Source organism: Amycolatopsis sp. NPDC005003 (assembly GCF_053600695.1).
Genome location: NZ_JBSGAI010000017.1, coordinates 24655 through 50043 on the forward strand (window position 1 = coordinate 24655; position 25389 = coordinate 50043).

General features: G+C 71.9%; 21 protein-coding genes. 12 read left to right on the forward strand and 9 right to left on the reverse strand.

Features of this window, described 5'->3' with window-relative positions; translation table 11 throughout:
- The first annotated feature begins 38 nt into the window (after window positions 1-38).
- The 5 genes from ACWED2_RS20795 (at window position 39) to ACWED2_RS20815 (ending at window position 8409) form a co-directional block, all read left to right on the forward strand.
- Window positions 39-1520, forward strand: coding sequence for a hypothetical protein (locus tag ACWED2_RS20795; protein ID WP_449692113.1), 1482 nt, complete (start codon window positions 39-41; stop codon window positions 1518-1520).
- Complete coding sequence (locus tag ACWED2_RS20800) at window positions 1520-2320, forward strand: hypothetical protein (RefSeq protein ID WP_043788290.1); 801 nt, start codon at window positions 1520-1522, stop codon at window positions 2318-2320. The genes ACWED2_RS20795 and ACWED2_RS20800 overlap by 1 nt, the downstream gene beginning before the upstream one ends.
- Window positions 2321-2331: 11 nt before the next feature.
- A complete protein-coding gene (locus tag ACWED2_RS20805; RefSeq protein WP_449692114.1) occupies window positions 2332-6789 on the forward strand; it encodes a hypothetical protein in 4458 nt (1485 codons plus the stop codon).
- A 37-nt stretch (window positions 6790-6826) separates the two neighbouring features.
- Entirely contained in the window at window positions 6827-7612 is a 786-nt protein-coding gene (locus tag ACWED2_RS20810; protein ID WP_449692115.1) for a TIGR03620 family F420-dependent LLM class oxidoreductase, read from the forward strand.
- Window positions 7613-8064: 452 nt separating this feature from the next.
- Complete coding sequence (locus tag ACWED2_RS20815; protein WP_449692116.1) at window positions 8065-8409, forward strand: ArsR/SmtB family transcription factor; 345 nt, start codon at window positions 8065-8067, stop codon at window positions 8407-8409.
- On the opposite strand, the gene ACWED2_RS20820 is transcribed toward ACWED2_RS20815, so the two are convergent.
- Window positions 8390-9034 carry a LysE family translocator gene (locus ACWED2_RS20820; RefSeq protein WP_449692117.1) on the reverse strand — a complete coding sequence of 215 codons (645 nt, stop codon included), beginning with the start codon at window positions 9032-9034 and terminating at the stop codon, window positions 8390-8392. The genes ACWED2_RS20815 and ACWED2_RS20820 overlap by 20 nt on opposite strands.
- A 72-nt stretch (window positions 9035-9106) precedes the next feature.
- Between ACWED2_RS20820 and ACWED2_RS20825 the strand changes: the two genes are divergently transcribed.
- The 6 genes from ACWED2_RS20825 (at window position 9107) to ACWED2_RS20850 (ending at window position 14515) form a co-directional block, all read left to right on the forward strand.
- Window positions 9107-10288: a winged helix DNA-binding domain-containing protein gene (locus ACWED2_RS20825; RefSeq protein WP_449692118.1), complete on the forward strand. Its 1182-nt coding sequence runs from the start codon at window positions 9107-9109 to the stop codon at window positions 10286-10288.
- Between the two features lie 407 nt (window positions 10289-10695).
- On the forward strand, window positions 10696-11700 hold the full coding sequence (gene gap / locus ACWED2_RS20830; protein ID WP_449692119.1) for a type I glyceraldehyde-3-phosphate dehydrogenase: 1005 nt from the start codon (window positions 10696-10698) through the stop codon (window positions 11698-11700).
- A 5-nt stretch (window positions 11701-11705) separates the two neighbouring features.
- Window positions 11706-12920 carry a phosphoglycerate kinase gene (locus ACWED2_RS20835; RefSeq protein WP_449692120.1) on the forward strand — a complete coding sequence of 405 codons (1215 nt, stop codon included), beginning with the start codon at window positions 11706-11708 and terminating at the stop codon, window positions 12918-12920.
- On the forward strand, window positions 12920-13705 hold the full coding sequence (gene tpiA / locus ACWED2_RS20840) for a triose-phosphate isomerase (RefSeq protein WP_449692121.1): 786 nt from the start codon (window positions 12920-12922) through the stop codon (window positions 13703-13705). Before ACWED2_RS20835 ends, tpiA begins: the two co-directional genes overlap by 1 nt.
- Window positions 13706-13832: 127 nt before the next feature.
- Window positions 13833-14063, forward strand: coding sequence for a preprotein translocase subunit SecG (gene secG, locus ACWED2_RS20845; RefSeq protein WP_003071471.1), 231 nt, complete (start codon window positions 13833-13835; stop codon window positions 14061-14063).
- Window positions 14064-14170: 107 nt separating this feature from the next.
- Window positions 14171-14515 carry an RNA polymerase-binding protein RbpA gene (locus ACWED2_RS20850; protein WP_043788280.1) on the forward strand — a complete coding sequence of 115 codons (345 nt, stop codon included), beginning with the start codon at window positions 14171-14173 and terminating at the stop codon, window positions 14513-14515.
- A 442-nt stretch (window positions 14516-14957) separates the two neighbouring features.
- Here the strand turns inward: ACWED2_RS20850 and ACWED2_RS20855 are convergent, their stop codons facing one another.
- Window positions 14958-16157, reverse strand: a complete 1200-nt coding sequence (locus tag ACWED2_RS20855) for a sensor histidine kinase (RefSeq protein WP_449692122.1) — start codon at window positions 16155-16157, stop codon at window positions 14958-14960.
- A 294-nt stretch (window positions 16158-16451) separates the two neighbouring features.
- Window positions 16452-17558, reverse strand: coding sequence for an FAD-dependent oxidoreductase (locus tag ACWED2_RS20860; protein ID WP_449692123.1), 1107 nt, complete (start codon window positions 17556-17558; stop codon window positions 16452-16454).
- 70 nt (window positions 17559-17628) lie between these two features.
- Between ACWED2_RS20860 and ACWED2_RS20865 the strand changes: the two genes are divergently transcribed.
- Entirely contained in the window at window positions 17629-18189 is a 561-nt protein-coding gene (locus ACWED2_RS20865) for a TetR/AcrR family transcriptional regulator (protein WP_449692124.1), read from the forward strand.
- Window positions 18190-18437: 248 nt separating this feature from the next.
- Here ACWED2_RS20865 and ACWED2_RS20870 read toward each other — a convergent pair whose 3' ends face one another.
- The 6 genes from ACWED2_RS20870 to tal form a co-directional block, all read right to left on the reverse strand.
- On the reverse strand, window positions 18438-19229 hold the full coding sequence (locus ACWED2_RS20870) for an SDR family oxidoreductase (protein WP_449692125.1): 792 nt from the start codon (window positions 19227-19229) through the stop codon (window positions 18438-18440).
- 111 nt (window positions 19230-19340) lie between these two features.
- Entirely contained in the window at window positions 19341-20120 is a 780-nt protein-coding gene (gene pgl, locus ACWED2_RS20875) for a 6-phosphogluconolactonase (RefSeq protein WP_449692126.1), read from the reverse strand.
- Window positions 20117-21127, reverse strand: coding sequence for a glucose-6-phosphate dehydrogenase assembly protein OpcA (gene opcA / locus ACWED2_RS20880; RefSeq protein WP_449692127.1), 1011 nt, complete (start codon window positions 21125-21127; stop codon window positions 20117-20119). Before opcA ends, pgl begins: the two co-directional genes overlap by 4 nt.
- Window positions 21124-22647 carry a glucose-6-phosphate dehydrogenase gene (gene zwf, locus ACWED2_RS20885; RefSeq protein ID WP_449692128.1) on the reverse strand — a complete coding sequence of 508 codons (1524 nt, stop codon included), beginning with the start codon at window positions 22645-22647 and terminating at the stop codon, window positions 21124-21126. The genes opcA and zwf overlap by 4 nt, the downstream gene beginning before the upstream one ends.
- The gene (locus ACWED2_RS20890) at window positions 22644-24266 is read right to left on the reverse strand and encodes a glucose-6-phosphate isomerase (protein ID WP_449692129.1); all 1623 of its coding nucleotides are present in this window, start codon (window positions 24264-24266) and stop codon (window positions 22644-22646) included. Before ACWED2_RS20890 ends, zwf begins: the two co-directional genes overlap by 4 nt.
- A gap of 8 nt (window positions 24267-24274) precedes the next feature.
- Complete coding sequence (tal, locus tag ACWED2_RS20895) at window positions 24275-25387, reverse strand: transaldolase (protein WP_449692130.1); 1113 nt, start codon at window positions 25385-25387, stop codon at window positions 24275-24277.
- Between the last annotated feature and the right edge of the window lie 2 nt (window positions 25388-25389).

Here is a 25389-nt window from a genome sequence, read left to right on the forward strand (position 1 = left end):
GCGCGTGCGCAGAGGGTGGCCGACTAGCCTGGCCTGCTGTGCGAGACGACGACACCGGGCTGACCGGCCTGGCCGACGAAGGGCTGACGCGCCGCCTCAAGGCGCTGGCCTGCACCGCGCCGCTGCACGACCTGGACGCGCGGAAGGCGAAGCTCGACTGGGCCGACGCCACGATCTACCAGATGGCCGAGATCGCGCTGCACACGATCGACCAGGTCACCATCGCGATGGACTTCGACACCGGAGCCGGCCACGACGAGGTGATCGACCGGCTGCTGCCGTTCATCGCCCAGCAGGCGCCCTCCCGGATGCCCGAAGAGCACGTCCGGGTGGCCAAGTGGGTCCTGGACAACCTCATCAACGTCGGCACCACCGACCGCGGCTTCCGGCGCGTCTACGGCTCGATCGGGCCCGGCGGCTACCAGCGGCGCCAGTTCGACTTCAAACTGCTGGTCGAGCTGGCCGCCCGGGACGGCGAGGTCTACCTGCGCGCCACCGACGAGGCCATCAACGTCCTGGTCGGCGCGCTCGACACCGACGTCGAATCCGCGCAGATCGCCGCCGAGGTCAAGCTGGAGAACCTGATCAACCGCGGCCGCCTCGCCGACGCCAAACTGGCCGCTGAGCAGGCCCGCTACCGGACCGTCCAGTACGGCGAGACGCTGCGCGCGAAGCTCGACGCGACCCGGCGTGACGTCCGCTCGGTCGACTGGGAACGCGAGGTGCCCGAGCTGCTGGACAGCGCGCTGAGCCACATCGAGGCCCGGTTCCGCGCCGAGAACGCCATCCTCAAGAACATCACCACCGCCCGCGACGAGACCGAGGACCTCGACAAGAAGCGCCGCGCCGCCGAGCTCGTCGACATCGTCGGCGACTGCATCCGCCGCCACACCCGCCTGCAGTCCCGGCTGGCCGACGCGGGCGCGGTCTTCCGCGCCGAACAGGACCGCCAGCAGTTCTCCGGCCCGCCCCAGCGCGCCACCCTGGACCTGTTCGGCCAGCTCCTCGTGCCCACCCTGGGCCTGCCGCTGGCCGACGCCGTCGCGCCGGTCGAGCACTTCTTCCACGCCGCCGCCGGGATCACCGCACCGGTCGTGCCGTCGCTTTCGTCGCTCGTCTCGCTGCTCCTGCGGCCCGCCCCCGAACGTGACCAGCTGGTCGGCGAGATCCCGGAACCCGAGCTCATGCCCGCCGAGGTCAGCGACAAGTTCGGCGACGACGTCTGGCGGCGCGCCGACGAACTCCTCGACCTGCCCGAGGTGCCGCGGCGGCTGTCCGGCCTGCTCGAAGAAGCCCGCCGCAGCCGCCAGCCCGGGCTCGCCGCCCTGGTCGCGCTGCGCGCGGTCCACGCCTACAGTCCCGGGATCGGCGCGGCCCGCCGCCAAGGCGATCGCTCGGTGCTGCTCGCCGTCGACGACGGCACGCTCCTGGACGACCCGGAGTTCGGCGGCGCCGACCTGCTGCTGTCCACGGCCGCCGTCGAGCGCGTCGACGAAGAAGAAAACGAGGAGGTCGCGTAATGGCGCTGTCCCACAGCAGCGTGGACGCCGAGGCCGCGGCCCGGCTGGTCGCCTTCGGCATGCGGCCGAAGCAGCTGCCCGCGCGTGACGTCGTCTACGGCGACCTCGTGCGCCGCTACGGCGAGGACAACGCCTTCAAGGCCCTCACGCACGCCGTCGCCGCCGGCCTCGGCCTCATGGTCCTCGAGGTCAACCAGCAGGCCGGCGCCGTGCTCGCCGCGACCGACGAGTCCGTCTTCGAGATCAAGATGGACTCCTACGCCCGCCAGGCCAAGATCCGCGAGCGCCGCGAGACCGAGAAGGTGCTGCACGGCCTGATCCACCTCGCCACCGCCGCGCTCGGCTACCCGCGTCCGGACGACCTCGCCAACGACACCTACATCGGCCGCGTCAGCGTCGAGCAGGTCGACGCGATGGTCCGCGAAGCCGCGCGGATGCTCGACGAACGCGCGGCGGCGGCCGAGGCCAACAACGACCCCCTGGCTGATGCGCCCGAGCTGGAACAGGCGTGGCGCGCTTACACGAGGCGCCCGGCCGCGGCGGCCACGAAAGACGGGCGGCTGGCCGCCGACACCACCCGCGGCATGGTCTCCCGCGCTCTGCGGTTCCTCGCCGACCAGGGCTTCCTGGTCCCGGTGAGCGACGAGCAGGGCGGCACCTACCGGACCACCCCGCGCTACCAGATCCAGGTCCGCGAACTCGCCGCCGACGCCGCCTTCGACGACCTGCTCGCACTCGACGTCGTGGCCGTCGCGACCGCCGGGGGCACGCTGCGCGCGGCCGCCTCCGACACGCTCTAAGAGGGGAACCGATGTACGAGCTTTCGCGGGTCCGCCTGCACTCGGTGGGCCCGGCGGGTGCCCGCTACCAGGACGTCGTGCTCGACTTCAGCGGCGTCGGCGCCAAGATCACCGCGCCGAAGCAGGACGCGCTGTTCAGCGCCGGGATCCACGCGACCGGGCCGGCCGAGTTGCGCCGCCCGTCGCCGGCGAGCGTGCTGTTCCTCGAGAACGGCGGCGGCAAGTCCGTGCTCATCAAGCTGATCTTCTCGGTGATGCTGCCCGGCCGCCGCCAGGTGGTCGGCACCACCAGCACGAAGGTGCTGGAGAAGTTCGTCGCCGCCAAGGACGTCTCGCACGTCGTGCTGGAGTGGCTGCACGTCGAGAGCGGCCACCGGATCATCACCGGCAAGGTCTCCGAATGGCGCGGGCACGTCGTCTCCGCCGACTCCGAGAACCTCGTCGACTCCTGGTACTGCTTCCGCCCGACCGCCGCGCTGGGCCTGGAATCCCTGCCGATGACCCAGGACGGCCGGCTGCTCACCATGTCCGGCTTCCACGACAAGCTCACCGCGGCCCAGCTGGCCGAACCCGAGCTGGAACTGTCCTGGACCCGCCGCCACCACGAGTGGACCGGCCGCCTCGACGGCCTCGGTCTCGACACCGAGCTGTTCCGCTACCAGCGCGCGATGAACGCGGGCGAGGGCGAAGCGGCGGACGCGTTCGCCTTCGGCACCGACGACGCCTTCGTCGAGTTCCTGCTGCGCGCGGTGATCTCCGAGGAGGAGCCGAAGGACCTGGCCGAGGTCGTCGCCACTTACGCGCACAACCTGGCCCAGCGCGGGGATCTCCTCGCCGAGCGTGACTTCGTGGCCGGCGCCCTGGAACTGCTGGGCCCCCTGGCGGCCGAGGAAGGCGTGGCCGCGGAGTCGCGCAAGATCGCGGAGGCCGCGAAGGCCGACATGGCTTCGTTGGCCGGCCGGGTCGTCGCGCGCAACGAACTCGAGAACGCGCGGCTGTCCGGGCTCGAAGACCATGTCACCGAGGTCAAGTCCGCCGAAAAGCTGGCCGAGGGCGACCACCGGCGGCTCGCCGCGGCCGTCACGGAACTGCGCCGCCTGGTCGCGGTGCTGCGGCTGGACGAGGCCCAGGAGGTTCGCAAGCGGGTCGACGCCGAATTGGCGGCCGCGAAGACCGAAGCCGAAGCGTGGCGCGAGACGGCGACCGTGCTCAACTCCTTGAACGCGGCGCGCAAGGCGAAGGACCTGCGCGAGCTCGTCGGCAGCCGCGAGGAGAAGGCGCGGCCCGCGTTGAAGGCGCGCAACGACGCCGCTTCGGCGCTGGCACGCGGGTTGCACGCGCTGGCGCAGGACGCCCAGCGGCAGGCCGACAAGGCCGAAGCGCACGCGGGCGCGTTGCGTGCCGAAGCCGAGAAGGCGCAGACCGAACGCGACGAAGCCGCGAACCTCGCGGCCGCGCGCCGCGCCGAAGCACGCGGGCTGACCACGCGGATCACCGAGCTGCGCGAGGAGGTCCAGGCCGCCGTCCGTGCCGGGCTGCTGCCCTCGGGCGCCGATGTCGCCGAAGCCGCACGGGCCGCGCGGTCGGCCGCCGAGTCGGCCACCGCCGAGCTGGCCCGCCGCGAGCAGGAACTCGACCGCGTCGGCGCGGATCTCCAGGCGGCGCAACGGGCCGTGAACGAGGCGCACCAGCTCGCGGGCACCACCCAGGACCGCCTGGAACGCGCCACCGAGGACCTCGACCGCGCGCACCGCCGGACCGACGCCCTCGCCGCCGAAAGCCGTCTCGTGGAGCTGCTCGGCGCCGACGACGTCAACCTGGAAAGCGACCTGCCGGTGCTGCTGGAGCGGCTGCGCGAGGCGAGCGCGGCCGTCGAGAAGGAGCAGACCGCGCTGCGGATGGAGGAGTCCGCCGACGAGCGGGCCCTGGCCGCGCTGGGGTCCGGCGGGCTGCTGCCGCCGCCCGAGGACGTCCAGGCCGCATTGGAAGCCTTGGAAGAGGCCGGGATCACCGCGTGGTCCGGCTGGCGCTATCTGTCCAAACTGGACGCTTCCCGGCGCGCCGAAGTGCTGGAAAGCCTGCCGCAGCTGGTGTCCGGCGTCCTGCTGAACGATGCCGCGCACGCCGGGCGCGCCCGCGAGGTGCTGACGACGCGGCGGCTGCTGCCGAGCGCGATCATCGCCGTCGGCACCACCGAGGCGCTGCAGGCCGAGGTCCCCGCCACGCCCGGCGTCGAGTTCCTGGTGCCGCCGAACCCCGCGATGTACGACGAGGAAGCCGCCGACGCCGAGCGGGAAGCCGTGGCGCGGCGGCACACCGAGCGGCAGCGGCGCCTCGAAGCGTTGTCCGCCAAGCTGTCCGCGGACGGCGCACTGACGTGGAAGCTCACGACGTGGCGCGAGGACTACCCGGCCGGCGCCATCGCCACCCTGGCCGAGCAGGCCCAGGCGGCCCGGACCGCGCGGGAGACCGCCCGGACCGCGCTGACGCAGGCCGACGCGGAATTCGCCCGGTTGAGCGAAAAGGCCGCGTCGCTGCGCGAGCGCGTCCCCGAGCTGCGGGCGGCCGCCGCGGAGGCCGAGGAGAAGGCCCGGCGGCTCGGTGAGCTGGGTGTCCGGAGCGCCCGGATCGCCGAGTGGACCGAAGAAGCCGAGCGCGCGGCCGAGATCGCCGAGCGCGCCGACCTGCAGGCGTCCGACGCGGCGGGCAAGGCCGCGCGGCTGCGCGAGCAGGCGGGGGAGGAGCAGCGCACCGCCGACGGCCACCGCCGGACCGCGACCACCGCGCGCGCCGAGCTGGCCGAGGTGCCCGGGGCGGCCGACGCGACCGAGGGCCCGGCGCCGTCGGAGCCGGTGGACGCGCTGCGGCGGACGTTCGCGTCGGCGTCCGAGGCGTACGCGAAGGTCGAGGTCGGCAGCGACCTGCGGAGCGAGCTGGAGCAGGCGGAGTCCGCCGAAGCCGCCGCGGGGTCGGCCGTGGAGGCCCTGGACGAGGCCGTCCGCGCCCGCGCGGCCGAACTCCTGGAGACCCCCGACGGCTCCGACGCTTCGGCGCGGGCGGCCGCGTTGGCGCGTGCCCGCCGCGTCGTCGACGGGCTGGAGGACGAGCGGACCGAAGCGATCGGGCTCGTCTCGACGCGGCGCGCGGAACTGGACGCGCTGCCGCTGCAGAACGGCGTCAACGGCGAGAAGCCGCGGGACATCGAGCACGGCCTGGAGCTGATCGACGCGGCCGGGCTCGAGGCGTCGGCGGCCGCGCGGAAGTGGGAAGAGCTGCAGGAACGCCGGGCCGCGGCGGAAGCGACCCTGGAATCGGCGCGCGCTTCGGCGTCGGGGTTCGCGCTGCTCGCCGAGTCGATGGCCCACCTGGTGACCGACACCGACGCGGCGGCTTACGACGGCGACGTCGACACCGCCCGCGCCCAGCACGCGCGGCTGAACGCGACCTTCAACCAGGCCCAGGAAGCCGCCGATGCCGGCGACCGGCGGGTGCGCGCGGCCGCCGACCAGCTCGCGCAGTACGCGACGGAGAGGCGGTTCGAGAAGCTGAGCACGCCGGTGCGCCAGCAGGTCATCTCGGTCAAGCGCGACCAGCTCCCGGCGCACGCCGCGGAGTGGGCCGAAGCGCTGCGGCCGCGCCTGCGGTCGCTCACCGACGACCTCGCGCAGATCGACCGGCATCGCGGCGGCATCATCACCCGCCTGCAGGGCATGGTCGACGGCGCCCTCCGGACGTTGCGTTCGGCCCAGCGCGTCTCCCGGCTGCCGGACGGCCTGGGCGACTGGTCCGGCCAGGAGTTCCTCCGCATCCGCTTCACCGAGCTGGAGGACAACGCGCTGACGGAGAAGCTCGGCGAGGTCGTCGACGAGGCCGCCGTCGGCAAGACGGCGGACGGCCGCGACGTCAAGCGCGACGGGCTTTCCCTGGTCCTGCGCGGCGTGCGGGCCGCGGCGCCCAAGGGCTTCCGCGTCGACATGCTCAAGCCGGACTCGGTGCTGCGCACCGAACGCCAGCGCGTCTCGGAGATCCGCGACGTGTTTTCGGGCGGCCAGCAGCTGACCGCGGCGATCATCCTGTACTGCACGCTGGCGGCGCTGCGGGCCAACAACCGCGGCAAGGTCCGCAACCGGCATTCGGGCGTGCTGTTCCTCGACAACCCGATCGGCCGCGCGTCCGCCGGGTACCTCCTGGAGCTGCAGCGGGCGGTGGCCGAGGCACTGGGTGTGCAGCTGATCTACACGACGGGCCTGTTCGACGCGGGCGCGCTGTCGGAGTTCCCGCTGATCGTGCGGCTGCGCAACGACGCCGACCTGCGGGCGGGCCGGAAGTACCTGTCGGTGGATTCGACGATCCGGAACTCCCTGGAGGACCTGGGCGAGCCCGACGGCGTCGCGCGGCTGTCGGCGACCCGGATGTTCACGCGGGCCGCCGAGGAACCCGATTCCGCTGAGGACGAACAACCGGCCTGACGGGAACATCTTCCCGGGTTCCGTGGTTGCCGCGCGCATGACGACACTGGGGCCGCTCGGGGCCACCCACAGCGCACTGGACACAGACACGGCCGTGGCGGTCCAGCTCGAAGAGCTGGGTTACGACACGCTCTGGCTGGCCGGTGGGCAGGGGAACAACCTGCCGCAGATCACCGAGGTCGTCCGCGCGACTTCGCGGATCCAGGTGGCGAGCGGGATCCTGTCGGTCGACCGGGTGCCGTCGGCGGCCGTGGCTTCGGCGTACGCGGAGCTGCCCGCCGGCCGGTTCGTGGTCGGCCTGGGCGGGGCGCACGGCGCGCGCCCGCTGGCCACGCTCGGCGACTACCTCGACGAGATCGAGGACGTCGTGCCGCCGTCCGCGCGGATCCTCTCGGCGCTCGGCCCGCGGATGCTGGAGCTGGCGCGCGACCGTGCCTCGGGCGCCTACCCGTACCTGGTGACGACGGATTACGTCGCGTCGGCGCGGGAAATCCTCGGCGCGGACCGGCAGCTCGCGGTGCTGCTGAACGTCGTCGCGGAGACCGACGTGGCTCGCGTGCGCGAAGCCGTGCGCGGCGGTTCCCTGGGTTTCCTGGCCGGGGTGCCGGGCTACGCGGCCAACTTCCGCCGGATGGGCTTCACCGACGCCGACATCGCGGACCGGTCCGACCGGCTGGTCGACGGCCTCACCGTGTGGGGCGACTTCGACGCGGTCGTCGCGCGGCTGCGCGAGTACCGGGCCGCGGGCGCCGACCAGGTCGTCGTCCCGCTCGACGGCCTGCCGCGGGAGTGGTGGCCGGAGCTGGTGAAGGCACTGGGCTAGACCGTATGGAGGGCCGGCGCCTCGCTCGTAAGTTGGCGCGGGTTGCCGCCACGCTTGGTGGTGGCAGAGCCGCGATTTACGGGAGGTGCCGGTGTTTATCGAGCGTACGTGTGTCGGGTTGGATGTTCACGCCCGGTCGGTGATGGCCTGCGCGATCGACAACGAAGCCGGAGAAATCCGGTCGTTGCGGCTGTCGCCGAAGGCCGAGGCGGTGGTGGGGTGGGTGTGTTCGCTGCCCGCTCCGGTGGCGGTGACGTATGAGGCCGGCCCGACCGGGTTCGGGCTGGCGCGGGCGCTGGACCAGGCCGGTGTAACGATTCGAGGGCGGCCAGCGCACCTTCGCGGCCGGGCTCGGCGGCTTCGTCGAGGCGGTTGCGCGCGTCCGGGCCGAACGCGGCCTCGAGGTGCCGTGGCATGCCTGCTCCTAGAGTGTTCGACGGAGGTCGACGCGGATGAGTGTACGACAGTCATCGAACACTGCGCGGGCGCGCGGCCTCACGCACGCGCCCCCGGCGCAGGTTTCGCTGCAGGACGCCCTGGCCGCGGTCGCCGATCCGGTGCGCCGCAGCATCCTGCGCGAGCTGGCGGCCGTGCCGGAGTGGACGAAGGCGTGCGGCACCTTCGACCTGCCGGTGGCCAAGGCGACCCGCAGCCACCACTTCGCCGTCCTGCGCGCGGCGGGGCTGATCGAACAGCGCGACGAGGGCCCGCGGCGGCTGAACCGCCTGCGGCGTCCCGAATTCGACGCCGCCTTTCCCGGATTGCTCGACCTGGTGCTCAGTCACCCCGGCCCGTGAAGGCCAGGGTGGTGCCCAGGCCGATCATGACGAGACCGCCGGTGCCGCCGACCAGCTCCAGGCGCTTCGGCGAGCGGGCGAACCACGCGCGGGCGGTGCCGGCGACCAGGGCCCACGCGGAGTCGGTGGCCAGCGCGATCGCGGGCAGGCACAGCCCGAGGACGAGCATCTGCGCGGGCACCGATCCGGCCGCGGGCTCGACGAACTGCGGCAGCAGCGCCGCCAGGAACACGATCGACTTCGGGTTCGCGAAGCCGACGACGAAGCCGTCGCGCAGCACGGTCAGCACGCGCCCGGGCGTGGCACGCACCTTCGCGGCCATCGCGTCGGACAGCTTCCGGCGGTGGCGCACGGCCTGGATCCCCAGGTACACCAGGTAGACCGCGCCGGCGACCTTGATCGCGGTGAACACCGCCGCGGACGTCGTGACCAGCGCGCCGAGGCCGAAAGCGACCGCGACGACCTGCGTGTACACGCCGGCGGAGTTGCCCGCGACGGTGAGCAGCGCGTCGCGGCGCCCGACGGTGAGCGCGCGGCTGATCGTGAACAGCACGCTCGGTCCGGGGACCACGACCATGAGGAACGTCAGCGCGGCGAAGGCCGCCAAGTGCGTACCGGACACCATTTCCCGAGGCTAGCGCCCGGTCGCCCGGCAGGACCAGGCGTTTTTGTCGGTGCCGGGTGGTATCAAATCCGGGTGGCTCAGAAGATCGGCATCGACCAGCGCCGGGCCCGCCTCGCGGTCCGGCACCACCTCGCCGCGCCCGCGGCGACGGTGGCGGAGGCGGTCGCCGGCGTCGTCGCCCTGCACGCGACCGACCCGGCGACCGTCCACCTGTCCGCGTCCGCCCGGCTCGCCGCCCCGGCGGTTTCCGGCGTCGAGCGGGCGCTCTACGAAGAGCGTTCCCTGCTGCGCCTGCTGGGCATGCGGCGCACGGTGTTCGTGACGGACCTGGAGACGGCCGCGCTCGTGCAGGCGGGCTGCTCGGCGGACATCGAGATCAAGCAGCGGAAACTGCTGAAGCAGCACCTGGGGCAGCAGGGCCACCCGGAGAACGTGCCGGAGCCGGCAGCGTGGCTGAAAGACGTCGAGGCGTCGGTCGAGGCGGCGTTGCGGGCCCGCGGTTCGGCGACGGCGCAGCAGCTGAGCGAAGACGAGCCGCGGTTGCGCCAGCAGCTGCTGATGGCGGCGGGCAAGCCGTACGAGGCGATCGGCAACGTGACGAGCCGGGTGCTGTTCCTGCTGGCGGCGGGCGGCCGGATCGCCCGCGGCCGTCCCCGCGGCAGCTGGCTCAGCAGCCAGTACGTCTGGCACCCGCTGGACGAGTGGGTGCCGGGTGGGCTGGAGCCGTGGAGCGCCGAAGACGCCAGGGTGGAGCTGGCCCGGCGGTGGCTGCGCGCGTACGGCCCGGCGCCGGTGAGCGATCTGCGGTGGTGGACGGGCTGGACGGCGGGCCAGACGAAGAAGGCCCTGGCGGCGCTGTCCCCGGCCGAGGCCGACCTCGACGGCGTGCCGGGCGTGGTCCTGGCGGACGACGTGGATCCGGTGCCGCCGCCACCACCGTGGGTGGCGTTCCTGCCGTCGCTGGACCCGACGCCGATGGGCTGGCAGGACCGCGACTGGTTCCTCGGCCCGCACCGGGCGGCGCTGTTCGACCGCAGCGGCAACATCGGCCCGACGGTGTGGGCCTCGGGGCGGGTGGTCGGCGGCTGGGCCCAGCGCTCCTCGGGGGAGGTGGTGTTCAGGCTGCTGGAGGACGTGGGCACGGAGGTCCGCGCGATGGTGGAAGCGGAGGCGGAGAAGTGCGCGAAGTGGTTCGGCGAGGTCCGGGCGGTGCCGCGGTTCCGCACCCCGCTGGAGCGCGAGCTGACCGGCTGACGGCGGCCGGAGCGGGTGCCGATCCACCGGGTGAATCCCTGCTGGATCGGTCGAGTCATCGACCTCACGTCCCGCTTCCGGCTCACCTCCGAAGGCGGCTGAGGGCGGCTGAGCGGCTGAATCGGTCAAGGCCCGGTTTCGCCGTCCCGGCCGGCGCCCTCGCGGGCTGTTGCACACCCGTCGGGATCAGCCGGAACCGGTCCCGGCGCCCCGTGTTTCCCACAGGTCACGCCGACCCACGGAAACCCGCCGTGACGCCCTCGCTTCTTAATCGATTCTTGACCCGTTCGCCAAGTGGTGGAAGTCTCGTCAGGGCAGTCAGGGACGCGCATGCCCGCACGCTAGGGTGGCCGCGAGCCCGCAAGTCACGGCCGGAGTGCCGGCCGATCCTCAGAGGAGTGGCAGCAGTGACCGTTCGCGTAGGTGTCAACGGCTTCGGCCGCATCGGCCGCAACTTCTTCCGGGCCGTGCAGGCCAGCGGCCAGGACATCGAGGTCGTCGCCTTCAACGACCTCGGCGACGTCGCCACCATGGCCCACCTGCTGAAGTACGACTCCATCCTGGGCCGGTTCCCGGGTGAGGTCAGCGTCAGCGACGAGGGCATCGTCGTCGACGGCAAGACCATCAAGGCCCTCGCCGAGCGCGACCCGGCCAACCTGCCCTGGGGCGAGCTGAACGTCGACGTCGTCCTCGAGTCCACCGGCTTCTTCACCAACGCCGACGCCGCCAAGGCGCACATCGCCGGCGGTGCCAAGAAGGTCATCATCTCCGCGCCCGCCAAGGGCGAGGACCTGACCATCGTCCTCGGCGTCAACGACGACAAGTACGACGGCTCGCAGGTCATCATCTCGAACGCGTCCTGCACCACCAACTGCCTCGGCCCGCTGGCCAAGGTCCTCAACGACGCCTTCGGCATCGAGCAGGGCCTGATGACCACGGTCCACGCGTACACCCAGGACCAGAACCTGCAGGACGCCCCGCACAAGGACCTGCGCCGCGCCCGCGCCGCCGCCCTGAGCGTCGTCCCGACCTCGACCGGCGCCGCCAAGGCCATCGGCCTCGTGCTGCCGGAGCTGCAGGGCAAGCTGGACGGCTACGCGCTGCGCGTCCCGGTCCCGACCGGCTCGGCCACCGACCTCACCGTCACGCTGACCAAGGCCGCCACGGTCGAGGAGATCAACGCCGCCTACAAGGCCGCCGCCGAAGGCCCGCTGGCCGGCATCCTGCGCTACAACGAGGACCCGATCGTGTCGGCGGACATCGTCACCGACCCGGCGTCCTGCATCTACGACGCGCCGCTGACCAAGGTCATCGGCAACCAGGTCAAGGTCGTCGGCTGGTACGACAACGAGTGGGGCTACTCCAACCGCCTCGCCGACCTGGTCAAGCTCGTCGGTTCGAAGCTGTCCTGAACCAGATGACCGTCAAGAACCTCGACGACCTGCTGGGCGAGGGCGTTCAGGGCCGGTACGTGCTCGTGCGATCCGACCTGAACGTCCCGCTCGACGGGGAGCGCATCACCGACGACGGCCGGGTCCGCGCGGCGCTGCCGACGATCAAGAAGCTCGCCGACGCGGGCGCGAAGGTCGTCGTCACCGCACACCTCGGCCGTCCGAAGGGCGAGCCGGACCCGAAGTACACCCTCGCGCCCGTCGCGAAGCGGCTGTCCGAGCTGCTCGGCGCCGAGGTCGCGCTGGCCGGTGACCTGGTCGGCGAGTCCGCGAAGGCGCTGACCGGCGGCCTCGCCGACGGCGGTGTCGCCCTGCTGGAGAACGTGCGCTTCGACGCGCGCGAGACCAGCAAGGACGCCGCGGACCGCTCCGAGCTGGCCGCCGAGCTGGGCGCGCTCGTCCCCGGCGGCGCGTTCGTCTCCGACGGCTTCGGCGTCGTCCACCGCAAGCAGGCCTCGGTCTACGAGGTCGCTTCGGTGCTCCCGGCGTACGCGGGTGGCCTGGTGCTGGCCGAGCTGGACGTGCTGAAGAAGCTGACCGAAGACGTCCAGCGGCCGTACGTGGTCGTGCTCGGCGGCGCGAAGGTGTCCGACAAGCTCGGCGTCATCGCGAACCTGCTGACCAAGGTCGACCGGCTGCTCATCGGCGGCGGCATGGCGTACACGTTCCTCAAGGCCCAGGGCCACGAGGTCGGCCAGTCGCTCCTGCAGGCCGACCAGCTCGACCAGGTCAAGGGCTTCCTCGCCGAAGCCGAGAAGCGCGGTGTCGAGCTGGTCCTGCCGGTCGACGTGCTGGCCGCGACGGAGTTCTCGGCCGACGCCGAGCACGAGGTCGTCGACGCGACGGCCATCCCGGCCGACCGCCAGGGCCTCGACATCGGCCCGCGTTCGCGCGAGCTGTTCGCGGGCAAGCTGGCCGACGCGCAGACGGTGTTCTGGAACGGCCCGATGGGCGTGTTCGAGTTCGAGGCGTTCTCGGGCGGCACCCGTGCCGTGGCCGAGGCGCTCGTGAAGAGCGACGCGTTCACCGTGGTCGGCGGCGGCGACTCGGCGGCCGCGGTGCGGCAGCTGGGCCTGCCCGAGGACGGCTTCTCGCACATCTCCACCGGCGGCGGTGCCTCCCTGGAGTACCTCGAAGGCAAGGAACTGCCGGGCGTGACCGCTTTGGAGGAGAAGAACTAGTGGCACGCAAGCCGTTCATCGCCGGCAACTGGAAGATGAACCAGAACCACCTCGAGGCGATCGCGCTGGTGCAGAAGATCGCCTTCGCGCTGCCGGAGAAGTACTACGCGAAGGTCGACGTGGCGGTGCTGCCCCCGTTCACCGATATCCGCAGTGTGCAGACCCTGGTCGACGGCGACAAGCTGTCGCTCACCTACGGCGCGCAGGACCTCGCGCCGCAGGATTCGGGCGCCTACACCGGCGACATCTCGGGTCCGATGCTGGCCAAGCTGGGCTGCAAGTTCGTCACGGTCGGGCACTCGGAGCGGCGCGAATACCACGCCGAGTCCGACGAACTGGTCAACAAGAAGGTCAAGGCCGCGCTCAAGCACGGCATCACGCCGATCCTCTGCATCGGGGAGAAGCTCGAGGTCCGCGAGGCCGGCGAGCACATCCACCACACCACGACGCAGCTGATCGAAGGCCTGAAGGGCCTCAAGGCCGAGCAGGTCAAGGACGTGGTGATCGCGTACGAGCCGGTCTGGGCGATCGGCACCGGCAAGGTCGCGTCGTCCGCGGACGCCGAAGAGGTCTGCAAGGCCATCCGCGCCACCCTCCTGGAGAAGTACGGCGACGAGGTCGCTTCGTCCGTCCGGGTGCTCTACGGGGGATCGGTGAAGTCGGGCAACATCAGCGAGCTGGTGGGCTGCGAGAACATCGACGGTGCCCTGGTCGGCGGAGCGAGCCTCGACGGTGAGGAGTTCACGAAACTCTGCGCACTCGCCGCGGGCGGGCCGCTGCCCTGATCGAGGCCACGACCGGGTAGCCTGTGTATTCGGTCCGTCACACAGCAGTGGACGAGTCCAGGGGTACGGTGGTGGTCGGAAACGACCATGCCGTACCCCTGCATTCTCCTAGAGCCCAGAGGATGACATGAAGCTGTTCCTGCAAATCCTGTTGATCGTCTCCAGCGTCCTGCTGGTGGTCGCCGTGCTGCTGCACCGTGGCCGGGGCGGTGGCCTGTCGTCGCTGTTCGGCGGTGGGATGCAGTCGAGCCTGGCCGGGTCGAGCGTGGCCGAGAAGAACCTCGACCGGATCACCCTGCTGCTGGGCGCGGTCTGGCTGATCAGCATCGTGGGCCTGGGTCTGCTGCTCAAGGTGTGAGGCGTCCGGCGTTCCGTCGTCGGCCGCGACCGGGTCGAGACGGCGGGGCGCAGCGATTCGGCGTGCCTATTGGGGGGCGCGCCGCCGATTCCTAGGTGTGAGGATTCATGGTTGGCGGTAACGCGATTCGGGGCACCCGGGTGGGTGCCGGTCCTACGGGCGAATCGGAACGGGGTGAGTCGGCGCCGCGTCGCCGCATTTCCTACTGGTGTGCCAACGGGCACGAGGCTCGGCCGTCGTTCGCGCTCGACGCGGAAATCCCCGACGAGTGGGACTGCCCCCGCTGCGGGCTCCCGGGCGGGCAGGACGAGAAGAACCCGCCGGCCGCGCCGCGGACCGAGCCGTACAAGACCCACCTCGCGTACGTGAAGGAGCGGCGCAGCGACGCCGACGGCGAGGCCATCCTGGCGGAGGCGCTCGACCGCCTGCGCAAGCGCCGGGAAATCCTCTAGCGGTTCCACCGAACAGCCACCCCGAGGGATGCGGACCCCCTCGAGGTGGCTTTTCGCGCGCTCACCCAGGCCTTACTCGTGCTCAGGCGGGCATCACGCGTGACTGGCCAGGCATCGCGGTGATGCCCCGCTGATCACACGAGATGCCCGGCGGATCACGCAAGATGCCCGGCCAGTCGCGCGAGATTCCCGGCCAGGCACGCGAGATGCCTGCCTGGTCACGCGAGATTCCCTTCCGGGTCCGCGAACTGCCGGGCGGTTGCGCCGAACCTGCCTGAGCAGCCCCCGATTCCACGCTACCGGCGGATACCGACAATTCCCGGGCCGGAGGAGCCGCGAACGGAGGATTCCGGTCGTTTCCGTCCGGAATCCTCCGTTCGCAGCCTCGCGGGAGCCGGAATCGTCGGTGCCCGCCGCTAGACTGGATACCGGGGGCCGGAGGTCAGCGGTCCAGCGGATACCGCGCCCGCACGCGGAAGCCGCCGTCCTCCGTTCCCGATGTCTCGAAGCTGCCGCCCAGCAGGCGGGCGCGCTCGGCGAGGCCCGTCAAGCCGTGGCCGCCCGAGGGGAGTCCCTCCGCCGGGCGGCTCGCCCGCTCGTTGCGGACCTCGATCTTGAGCGCACCGTGCTCACCCTGGATGCGGATGGTCGCCGTCGCGCCCGGGGCGTGTTTGTGGACGTTGGTCAAGCACTCCTGCACCGTCCGGTAGGCCGCCGCCGACACCTGGTTGGGCAGGGCCTCCGGGAGGTGCTCCACCGTCAGGTGCACCGGGACCTCGGACGTGCGGATCAGCCGGTCGAGCTCGTTGATCCCGGCCCGCGGGCCGTCGTCGTCCGAGCCGGCGCGCAGCACGCTGACCAGCGACCGCAGCTCCTCCAGCGTCCGCTTGGACAACGTGCGGATGACCTGCGCCGTCTCCAGCGCGCGGTCGTCGGTGGTCTGGGCCTGCAGCGCGCCCGCCTGCATGGCGATCAGCGTGATCTGGTGGGAGACGACGTCGTGCATCTCGCGGGCCAGCCGGGCGCGCTCTTCGGCGCGGACGGCGTCGGCGTGGAAGCGGCGCTCGCGGTCGCGGCTCGTGGCCAGCTCGGCGAGCTTGTTCGAAATCTCGGTGCGCGCGCCGACCAGCAGGCCGATCGCGATCGGCATGCCGGCGACCAGCACGCCGTAGATGCCGTCGAGGATGTGCTCGCGCCAGCTGAGCTCGGCGAAGTCTTCCAACGGCCACTGCACGAACCGGCACATCCACACCAGCGCGGCGCCGACCCACGTCTGCCAGTGCAGCTGGCGGCGGGTGGCGAGCATGCCGAGGGTGATCATCGACGCGAGCTGGGCCCAGCCGGCCAGGAAGCCGGGGACCGCGACGAGCACGGCGAGGAACGGGAACTTCCGGCGGAACACGACCGCGAGGCACGCGGCGCCGGAGAGCCAGATCGAATAGGGCTGGGCCTTCTCCGGAATGACCAGCCAGACGTCGAGCACGGCCAGGATGACGGCGGCCGCCTCGATGGCGAACGTGACCACAGCGGGGCGGGGCACCGAGCCGAACGCGCTCAGCCCTCGCTTTCGCACCCGCTCGGCGGCCGACGGCCCCGAGCTCGCGATCGAGATGCCTGGAATCGAGAGTCCCTCTGTACTCATCGCTGGCGACCCCATTCGTCTTGTGGACTTGTTGGTGAGAGGCGCTCAGGGCCCGATCGGGACGCGCAGCCGCAGACAAATGTGCGGATGCTAACGAGGTCGCGTACGGAGACGGTTAGTTTCACCCGCGGTCGGCGTTCGGGCGTCCGGATTCCGTAATCGGCTGCGCCGTCCGGGGGATAGCCGACGAGGTGCACTACCCAGGGTGGGAGTTCCGTTTCCCAGTGTGTGCCAAAACGACCACATCGTGGGAATCATGTTACCCACGTGTGGTCGCTTTTGGGCACACAGTTCTCAGGCGGCCATGGACCGCAGGTCGTCGCTCAGCAGGTCGTGCAGGCCGGCCGCGCAGGCCTTCGCCGTCTCGATCGACCGCGGCAGCATGCCGGCCTCATACGCCCGGACCGCTTCCTCGACGCTCGGTGCCGTGGCCAGCGCCGTCGCCAGCTCGGTGCCGTCCAGCAGGGCGAGATTCGCGCCGACGCCCAGCGGCGGCATCAGGTGCGCGGCGTCGCCGAGCAGGGTGAGGCCGGGAGTGGTCGTCCAGGCGTGGGGAACCGGCAGGACGTGCAGGGGCCGGTGCGCGAACCCGCCGTCGTGCTCCCGCAGGTAGGCGAGCAGATCCGGGTGCCAGCCGGCGTAGCGCTCGAGCAGGTGGTCGCGCACCGCGTCCGGGTCGGCGAAGTCGAGGCCGGCGGCCCACTCCTCGGGGGCGTAGAAGATCGCGTAGCAGCGGATGTGGCCGGTGCTGGTGCGTTGCGCGACGAGCGCCTTCCCGTCGGCCTTCGTCATCATCGTCCCCCGGCCGGTCAGTGCGGCCAGGGCCGGGTGGTGGCGGTCGGCGTCGTCGAGGCCGAACTCGACGAACGTGACGCCGCTGTACACCGGCCGGACGCCGGTGAGGGCGCGCCGGACGCGGGACCACGCGCCGTCCGCGCCGACGACCAGGTCGAAGTCCTGGGTGACACCGCCGGCGGACGTCAGCCGTGCGCCGGTGCCGGTCGGGGCGACGCCGTCGACCGGGTGGCCCCACTGGACGGTGCCCGGGGCGAGGGAGTCCAGCAGGATGCCGCGGAGCTGGCCGCGGTCGATTTCGGGCCGGGAGTCGTCGCCTTCGGCGGGGCGCTCGTCGAGGACGGCTTCGGCGGTGTGCGGGTCGATGCCGCGCATCTGCTGGCCTTCGGGGCGGGCCAATGTACGGAACGGTTCGTCCAGACCGGCGGCGCGGAGGGCAACCTGGCCGGTCTCGGCGTGCATGTCGAGCGTCCCGCCCTGTGGCCGCGCGTCGGCGGCGGGTTCCTGCTCGAAGACGGTGACGTCGAGGCCGTGCAGCTGCAGGACGCGGGCGCAGGCGAGCCCGCCGAGGCCGGCGCCGGCGATCGCGATACGGGGAAAGGTCATGTCACTACGAAAGCAGAGTCACTAAGAAAGTGCAACGACTAAACTTTTGAAGTGAGTTAGACTTTGCCGCATGACCGAAGTGATCGGACGCCGCGAGCGCAAGAAGGCGCAGACCCGCAAAGCCCTCGCCGACGCCGCGCTGGAGCTGTTCCTCGCCCGGGGGTACGCCCAGGTCGGGGTGAAGGAGGTCGCGGACGCCGCGGACGTCTCGGTGACGACGTTGTTCAAGTACTTCCCCAGCAAGGAAGCGCTGGTGTTCGACCAGGACGAGGACATCGAGGCGGCGCTGGTCCAGGCGGTCCACGGGCGGCCGCCGGGGCACTCGGTCGTGGACGCCCTGCGCAAGCACATCCTGCGTCTCGCCGAGAACGCGCCGAGCGACGAGTTCCTGCGGCTCACCGAGAGCGAGCCCGCCCTGCGCGACTACGCGAGGCGGATGTGGATGCGCCACGAGACGGCGCTGGCCCGCGCGATCGCCAAGGAAATGGGCGCCCCGGAAGGCGACGCCGCCTGCGCGGCGTTGGCCCGGTTCGCGTTGGCCGCGCGCGAGCTGATCCAGGCGGACAAGCACCCCCGCCGCGCGGCGGAGGAGATCTTCGCCCGCCTGCAGCGCGGCTGGCGCACGGAGTGAACCGGCCGGTCGGTGTGGAGGCGGGGCCGCGTGGTCGCGCGCTGGCCTGGTGGCCGGTGGAGGTGAGGTCGCTGCCCGGGGCGACGCGGTTCCGCGATGACGTGGTGGGTCGGTGGCCCGTAGCGGGGTTGGTGGGCCAACGGCCGGAGGAGAAACTACCCGGCAACGCGGTCGCGCGGTGCCCCGGCGGCCAGTAGCGGGGCGAGGCACTCCCGGCGCGACAAGTCCTGAGATGACTCCGCCCCAGGTCACATGGCCCAGCGCCGAAATCCTCCTTCGGCGTTGATGACCTGACCGGTGATCCACCGGCTGTCGTCGGAGGCCAGCCACCGCACCAGGCGGGCCACCTCGGCCGGGCTGCACCAGCGGCCCGCCGGCAGCGCGCGGCCGACGCGTTCGCTCAACTCCGGGTCCGCCCACCCGGTGTCGACCGGCCCGGGGTTGAGCGCGTTGACCGTGATCCCCCGGTCGGCCAGCGCGTCGGACAGGCTGAGCGTCATCTGGTGGACCGCGCCCTTGCTGATCGCGTACGGCAGCTCCCGGCTCATCGGCGCCAGGTGCTGCCCGGAGGTGAACAAGATGATCCGCCCGCCGGGACGCGCGTCGTCGTGCGCGGCGGCGAACGCCTGCGTCAGCAGCACGCTCGCGCGGGCGTTCACCGCCCAGGTCAGGTCCAGCTCGGCGGCGGTGACCTCGGCGAGACTCTGGTTCGAGCTCCGGGCGTGGTTGGCGACCACCACGTCGACCGCGCCGAAGGCTTCCACCGCGGCGGTCACCACCAGCCCCGGCGCCTGCGGGTCGGCGAAGTCGGCCGCGACGTGCCGCAGCCGGGGACCCGAGCCGCCGAGCAGCTCCACTATTCCCGCGTCGCCGGCCGGGTCGGTGCCCCACGGCTGGTCCGCGTCGTGCGGGGACCACGAGTGCACGAGCACCGCGGCACCCGCCGCCAGCAGTTCCCGGGCCACCGCGAACCCGATCCCCGCCCGGCGGCTGACGCCGGTCACCACGGCCACCCGGCCCTCCAGCGACGCACCACTCACGCCGTGCACCCTAGCCACGGGCACCGCCGCACGCCGACCGGTTTTCCGGTGCGGGAAACGAATGAGGGCCCCCTGCCGCAGCAGAGGGCCCTCACCGAGCCGGAACAACACTCAAGCCGTGGGCGGCTGGTACACCTTCGTCAGCTTGCCCGCCGCGGCCCGGTCCAGCAGCCACAACGTGCGCCGGTGCCCGCGGGCGCCGGCCACCGGCAGCTGCACCTCGCCGGCGCCGGCCAAGGCCAGCGCCACCGCGTCGGCCTTTTCCGATCCGGCCGTCATCAGCCACACGTCCCGAGCCTGCCGGATCGCCGGCAGCGTCAGCGAAATGCGGGTCGGCGGCGGCTTGGGGCAGTTCCGCACCGCCACCACCGACCGCTCGGTCTCGTACACCGCCGGGGACTCCGGGAACACCGACGCCGTGTGCCCTTCGCCGCCGAGGCCCAGCAGCATGATGTCGAACGACGGTACGTCCCCGTGGTCCTCCGGGCCCGCCTGGGAAGCCAGCACGTCGGCGTAGGCCGCGGCCGCTGCGTCCACATCGGACCCGAACTCGCCGTCCGACGGCGCCATTGCGTGGACGCGCTTCGGGTCCAGCGGGACGTGGTCGAGCAACGCCTCGCGCGCCTGCTTCTCGTTCCGCTCGTCCGAATCCGCCGGGACGAACCGCTCGTCGCCCCAGTAGATGTCCAGCCGGGACCAGTCGATCGCGTCGCGCGCCGAGGACGCCCGAAGCTCCGACAGCACCGCGATCCCGGTGCCGCCGCCGGTCAGCACCAGCGACGCCGAGCCCTTGGCCGCCTGGACGTCCACGAGCCGCGTGACCAGGCGGGCGGCCGCCGCGGCGGCCAGCAGGTCCTTGTTCGCGTAGACGACGACTTCCGTCTTGCTCATTTCTCGGCCCCGGCCGCAGCCCCCGCCGCAGCCGCGGCCGCCGACGAGGTGACGTCCGCCTTGGGCGGCGCTCCCGTCTTGCCGTTCGTGCCCGACGTGATCTTGCCCAGGCCGTGCAGGGCCGCCTCGTAGACCTCGTCCGGGTCGAGCCGGCGGAGCTCCTCGATCAGGCAGTCCTGCGTGCTGCGCCGCTGCAACGCGATCCGGCGGGTCGGCTGGCCCGGCTGGGTCAGCGTGCCGACGCGGCCGTCCGGGCGGTGCAGCTCCACCGGGCCCGACTTGCGTTCGAGCGTGACCGAGATGATCCCGGCCGCGCCCGAGCTCTTGACCCGCTTGACCGGCACCTTCAGGTACTCGGCCAGCCACGCGGCCAGCAGCTCGGTCGACGGCGAGTCGGCCTCGCCGGTCACCGTCGCGGCGGTGATCTTCTCGTACGGCGGCAGGTCCAGCGCCGACACGAGCTGGGCGCGCCAGTGCGTCAGGCGCGTCCAGGCCAGGTCGGTGTCGCCCTCGGTGTACGCCTTCGCCCGCGTGGTCAGCGCCTTGACCGGGTTCTTCTCCGCGGCCGAGTCGGTGATCCGGCGCTGGGCCAGCTCGCCGAGCGGGTCCTTGTCCGGGTCCTTCGGGCCGGCGCCCGGCCACCAGCAGACGATCGGCGCGTCCGGCAGCAGCAGCGGCACCACCGCGCTCTGGCCCTGCGACGCCAGCGGGCCGTAGAGCCGCAGCACGATGACCTCGCTCGCGCCGGCGTCGCCGCCGACCCGGATCTGGCCGTCGATGCGCGGCGCCGCCGTGCGGGCGCCCTTGGCCACCACGATCACCCGCGACGGGTGTTCGCGGCTCGCGCCGTTGGCCGCCTCGATGGCCTCTTCGAGGTGGGCGTCGTCGTCGGCCACGATCACCAGCGTCAGCACCCGCCCGAGCGCGACTTGGCCGCCCTGTTCGCGGATCTCCACCAGCTTCTTGTTGAGTGCCGAAGTCGTGGTGGACGGCAGGTCGATGATCACGGGCGCCTCCATTTCCGGCCGGTGCGCTCCAGCATTTCGTCGGCGGACGGCGGACCCCACGTGCCCGGCGCGTACTGCTCGGGCGCGCCTTCCTTCGCCCAGTGCTCCAGGATCGGGTCGAGGATCTTCCAGGAGAGCTCGACCTCTTCGTTCACCGGGAACAGCGACGGCTCACCCAGCAGCACGTCCAGGATCAGCCGCTCGTAGGCCTCGGGGGAGGACTCGGTGAACGCGTGGCCGTACCCGAAGTCCATCGTGACGTCGCGGACCTCCATCGTGGTCCCCGGCACCTTCGAGCCGAACCGCAGCGTGATTCCCTCGTCCGGCTGCACCCGGATGACCAGGGCGTTCTGCCCCAGCTCCTCGGTCGACGTCGAGTCGAACGGCAGGTGCGGCGCCCGCTTGAACACGACGGCGATCTCGGTGACGCGGCGGCCGAGCCGCTTGCCGGTGCGCAGGTAGAACGGCACCCCGGCCCAGCGGCGGTTCTGCACCTCGAGGGTCACCGCGGCGTAGGTCTCGGTCTTCGAGTCCTTCGCGAAGCCCTCTTCCTGCAGCAGGCCGGGCACCTTCTTGCCGCCCTGCCAGCCACCCGCGTACTGGCCGCGCGCGGTGGTCCGGCTCAGCGGGCCCACCGGCGTGACGCCGGAGAGCACCTTGATCTTCTCCGCGCGCAGGGCCCGCGGCTCGAACGACAGCGGCTCCTCCATCGCGGTGAAGGCGAGCAGCTGCAGCAGGTGGTTCTGGATGACGTCGCGGGCGGCGCCGATGCCGTCGTAGTACCCCGCGCGGCCGCCGAGGCCGATGTCCTCGGCCATGGTGATCTGCACGTGGTCGACGTAGTTGGCGTTCCAGATCGGCTCGAACAGCTGGTTGGCGAACCGCAGCGCCAGGATGTTCTGCACCGTCTCCTTGCCGAGGTAGTGGTCGATGCGGAACACCGACTCCTCGGGGAAGACGTCGTTGACGATCGCGTTCAGCTCTTCGGCGCTCTTGAGGTCGTGGCCGAACGGCTTCTCGATGACCACGCGCCGCCAGGTCTTCTCGTCGGCGTTCGCCAGCCCGGAGCGGGCCAGCTGCTTGGTCACCACCGGGAAGGCGCCGGGCGGGATCGACAGGTAGAACGCGGTGTTGCCGCCGGTGCCGCGTTCCTCGTCGAGGTCGCGGACCGTCTTCGCGAGCCGGTCGAAGGCCTCGTCGTCGTCGAAGGTGCCCTGGACGAACCGGATGCCTTCGGCGAGCCGGTTCCACACCGACTCCTTGAACGGCGTCCGCGCGTGCTCCTTGACCGAGTCGTGCACGAGCTCGCCGAAGTCCTGGTGCTCCCAGTCGCGGCGGGCGAACCCGACGAGCGAGAAGCCCGCGGGCAGCAGCCCGCGGTTGGCCAGGTCGTAGATGGCGGGCATCAGCTTCTTGCGGGCCAGGTCGCCGGTGACGCCGAAGATCACCAGGCTGGACGGCCCGGCGATCCGCGGGAGCCGCTTGTCCCGCGGATCGCGCAGCGGGTTCGCCCACGTCATGCGCCCACCTCCTGTACCGCGCGGACGACGGCCGCGAGGCCCGCGGCCCGGTCGGTCAGGTGCAGGCGCAGCACCGGGCGGCCGTGCTCGGCGAGCACCTGCCCGTCGCCGAGCGCCTGGGCGTGCTGCAGCTGCCCCAGCGTGTACGGCCGGTCCGGCACGTCGAGGTCCTGCTCGACGGCGCCGGTCAGCTGAAGGAAGACGCCGTTCTGGTGCCCGCCCTTGTGGTACTGGCCGGTGGAGTGCAGGAACCGCGGGCCCCAGCCGAACGTCGTCTGCTTCCCGGTGCGCTTGGCGATCTCGCCGCGCAGCAGGGACGTCGACGCGTCGTCGAGCCGGTCGAGGTAGGCCTGCACCGCGATGTACCCCGCGTCCGGCGCCGAAGCGAAGAACGCGCGCAGCACGTCGGTCAGGCTGCCGTCCGTGGAAACCCCGTCACTGCCGAAGATCTCGACCGGACCGTCCACGTTGGACGGCTCTTCGCCGCCCTTCAGCTTCTCCGGGTCGTCCAGCAGCGCGCGGGCCGCCTTCTTCGCGGCTTCGACGTCCGGCTGGTCGAACGGGTTGATCCCGATCAGCCGGCCGGCCAGCGCGGTCGCGAACTCCCAGAGCAGGAACTGCGCGCCGAGCGAGCCGGTGACGGCGATCTTCGCCGCACCCTGCGGGCTGCCGACCGCGGTGGCCGTGGCGTCGTCCCCGGCGTCCACGAAACCGGCCGCCTCCGGGCCTTCGACCGCGACCGGCAGCAGACCGGTGCCCTGCTTGCCGGTGGACTCGGCGATCAGCTGCTCGGCCCAGTCCGGGAAGCCCTTGATGCCCGATCCGGTGTCCGCGAGGACGACCTTCTCGGCGCCGGCCTCGTGCGCGGCGGCCCAGGCGGCGGCCAGCTTGACCGCCGGGTTGTCCGCCGAGTCCGCGGCGAGCTCCTCGGCCACCGAAGCGGCCTGGTCGAGCAGCCGGGCGACGTCCGCCCCGGCGAGGCCGGCCGGGACGAGCCCGAACGCGGTCAGCGCCGAGTAGCGGCCGCCGACGTGCGGGTCGGCCAGGAAGGTCTTGCGGTAACCCTCCTTTTCGGACAGTGCCTGGAACGGCGAGCCCGGGTCGGTGACGACCACGATCCGCCGCGCCGCGTCGATCCCGGCGTCGGCGAACGCCTTCGCGAAGATCCGCCGGTGGCTGTCGGTCTCGACGGTGCCGCCCGACTTCGACGACACCACGATCACCGTGCGCTCGAGGTCACCCGCGAGGGCGTCCGCGACCTGGCCCGGGTCGGTCGTGTCGAGGACCGTCAGCGCGACGCCGTCGGTCGCGGTGATCACCTCCGGCGCCAGCGACGAGCCGCCCATGCCGGCCAGGACCACCCGGTCGACGCCCTCGGACCGCAGCTCGGTCCGCAGCGCCTCGATCTCGCCGATCAGCGGCCGCGAAGACTTGTGCAGCGTCGTCCACGACAGCCGGATCGACGCCTCGGATTCGGCCTCCGGCCCCCAGAGCGTCGCGTCCTGCGCCGCCAGCTTCGAGGCGGCCTGGTCGGCGACCAGCCGCTCGGCCAGCGGCGCGGCACGCTCCGCCAGTGCGGCGTCCACGATCTCGACGCCGGTCTTCTCACCTGTCGTCATGTCGTGCTTCAGCCCTTCGCCTGCTCGAGCTGCCCTTGCACGGTCTCCAGCAGCTCGGTCCACGACTTCTCGAACTTGTCGACGCCCTCGTTCTCCAGCACCAGGAACACGTCGGTGATGTCGATGCCCACCGCCGTGAGCTTGTCGAAGACCTCCTGCGCCTCGGCGCTGCGGCCGGTGACCTGGTCACCCTTGAGCTCGGAGTGCTCCGCGACGGCGTCGAGGGTCTTCTCCGGCATCGTGTTGACCGTGTCCTTCACGACCAGGTCGTCGACGTACAGCGTGGGGGAGTAGTCCGGGTTCTTCACACCGGTCGAGGCCCACAGCGGACGCTGCGCGTTGGCGCCGTCGGCCGCGAGGGCCTTCCAGCGGTCGGACGCGAACAGCTCCTCGAAGGCCGCGTACGCGAGACGCGCGTTGGCGACCGCGGCCTTGCCGCGCAGGGCCAGGGCTTCGTCGGTGCCGATGCCTTCCAGGCGCTTGTCGATCTCGGTGTCCACGCGGGAGACGAAGAACGACGCCACCGAGTGGATGCCGCGCAGGTCGTGGCCGTTGGCCTTCGCCTGCTCCAGGCCCGCGAAGAAGGCCTCGATGACGGCCTTGTACCGCTCGACGGAGAAGATCAGCGTGACGTTGACGCTGATGCCCTCGGCGAGCGTGGCCGTGATCGCCGGCAGGCCCTCCTGGGTGGCCGGGATCTTGATCAGCACGTTCGGCCGGTCGACGGTCTTCCACAGGTCCTTCGCCTCGGCCACCGTCTTGTCGGTGTCCTTGGCCAGGCGCGGGTCGACCTCGATGGAGACGCGGCCGTCGACGCCGTTCGTGGCGGTGTAGACGTCGCGGAACAGGTCGGCGGCGTTGCGCACGTCGGTCGTCGTCAGGTCCCGGATGGTGGCCTCGACGTCGGCGCCCTGGGCGGCGAGTTCGCGGGTCCGCTCGTCGTAGGCGTCACCCTTCGACATCGCGTTCGCGAAGATCGTCGGGTTGGTCGTGACGCCGACGACGTGCTTGTCGCGGATCAGGTCGGCGAGGTTGCCGGTGTTCAGACGTTCACGCGAAAGGTCGTCGAGCCAGATCGAGACACCGGCCTCGGACAACGCGGCGAGCTTGTCGTTGCTCATTA

Bases quoted from the DNA above. Each gene is read 5' to 3' on its own strand.
- ACWED2_RS20810 (WP_449692115.1), top strand. From the start codon at position 6,827: ATGACGACACTGGGGCCGCTCGGGGCCACCCACAGCGCACTGGACACA.
- pgl (WP_449692126.1), bottom strand. From the start codon at position 20,120: ATGAGCAAGACGGAAGTCGTCGTCTACGCGAACAAGGACCTGCTGGCC.
- ACWED2_RS20850 (WP_043788280.1), top strand. From the start codon at position 14,171: ATGGTTGGCGGTAACGCGATTCGGGGCACCCGGGTGGGTGCCGGTCCT.
- ACWED2_RS20820 (WP_449692117.1), bottom strand. From the start codon at position 9,034: ATGGTGTCCGGTACGCACTTGGCGGCCTTCGCCGCGCTGACGTTCCTC.
- tal (WP_449692130.1), bottom strand. From the start codon at position 25,387: ATGAGCAACGACAAGCTCGCCGCGTTGTCCGAGGCCGGTGTCTCGATC.
- ACWED2_RS20890 (WP_449692129.1), bottom strand. From the start codon at position 24,266: ATGACGACAGGTGAGAAGACCGGCGTCGAGATCGTGGACGCCGCACTG.
- secG (WP_003071471.1), top strand. From the start codon at position 13,833: ATGAAGCTGTTCCTGCAAATCCTGTTGATCGTCTCCAGCGTCCTGCTG.
- ACWED2_RS20815 (WP_449692116.1), top strand. From the start codon at position 8,065: ATGAGTGTACGACAGTCATCGAACACTGCGCGGGCGCGCGGCCTCACG.
- ACWED2_RS20865 (WP_449692124.1), top strand. From the start codon at position 17,629: ATGACCGAAGTGATCGGACGCCGCGAGCGCAAGAAGGCGCAGACCCGC.
- zwf (WP_449692128.1), bottom strand. From the start codon at position 22,647: ATGACGTGGGCGAACCCGCTGCGCGATCCGCGGGACAAGCGGCTCCCG.
- ACWED2_RS20835 (WP_449692120.1), top strand. From the start codon at position 11,706: ATGACCGTCAAGAACCTCGACGACCTGCTGGGCGAGGGCGTTCAGGGC.
- ACWED2_RS20800 (WP_043788290.1), top strand. From the start codon at position 1,520: ATGGCGCTGTCCCACAGCAGCGTGGACGCCGAGGCCGCGGCCCGGCTG.
- ACWED2_RS20855 (WP_449692122.1), bottom strand. From the start codon at position 16,157: ATGAGTACAGAGGGACTCTCGATTCCAGGCATCTCGATCGCGAGCTCG.
- ACWED2_RS20805 (WP_449692114.1), top strand. From the start codon at position 2,332: ATGTACGAGCTTTCGCGGGTCCGCCTGCACTCGGTGGGCCCGGCGGGT.
- ACWED2_RS20860 (WP_449692123.1), bottom strand. From the start codon at position 17,558: ATGACCTTTCCCCGTATCGCGATCGCCGGCGCCGGCCTCGGCGGGCTC.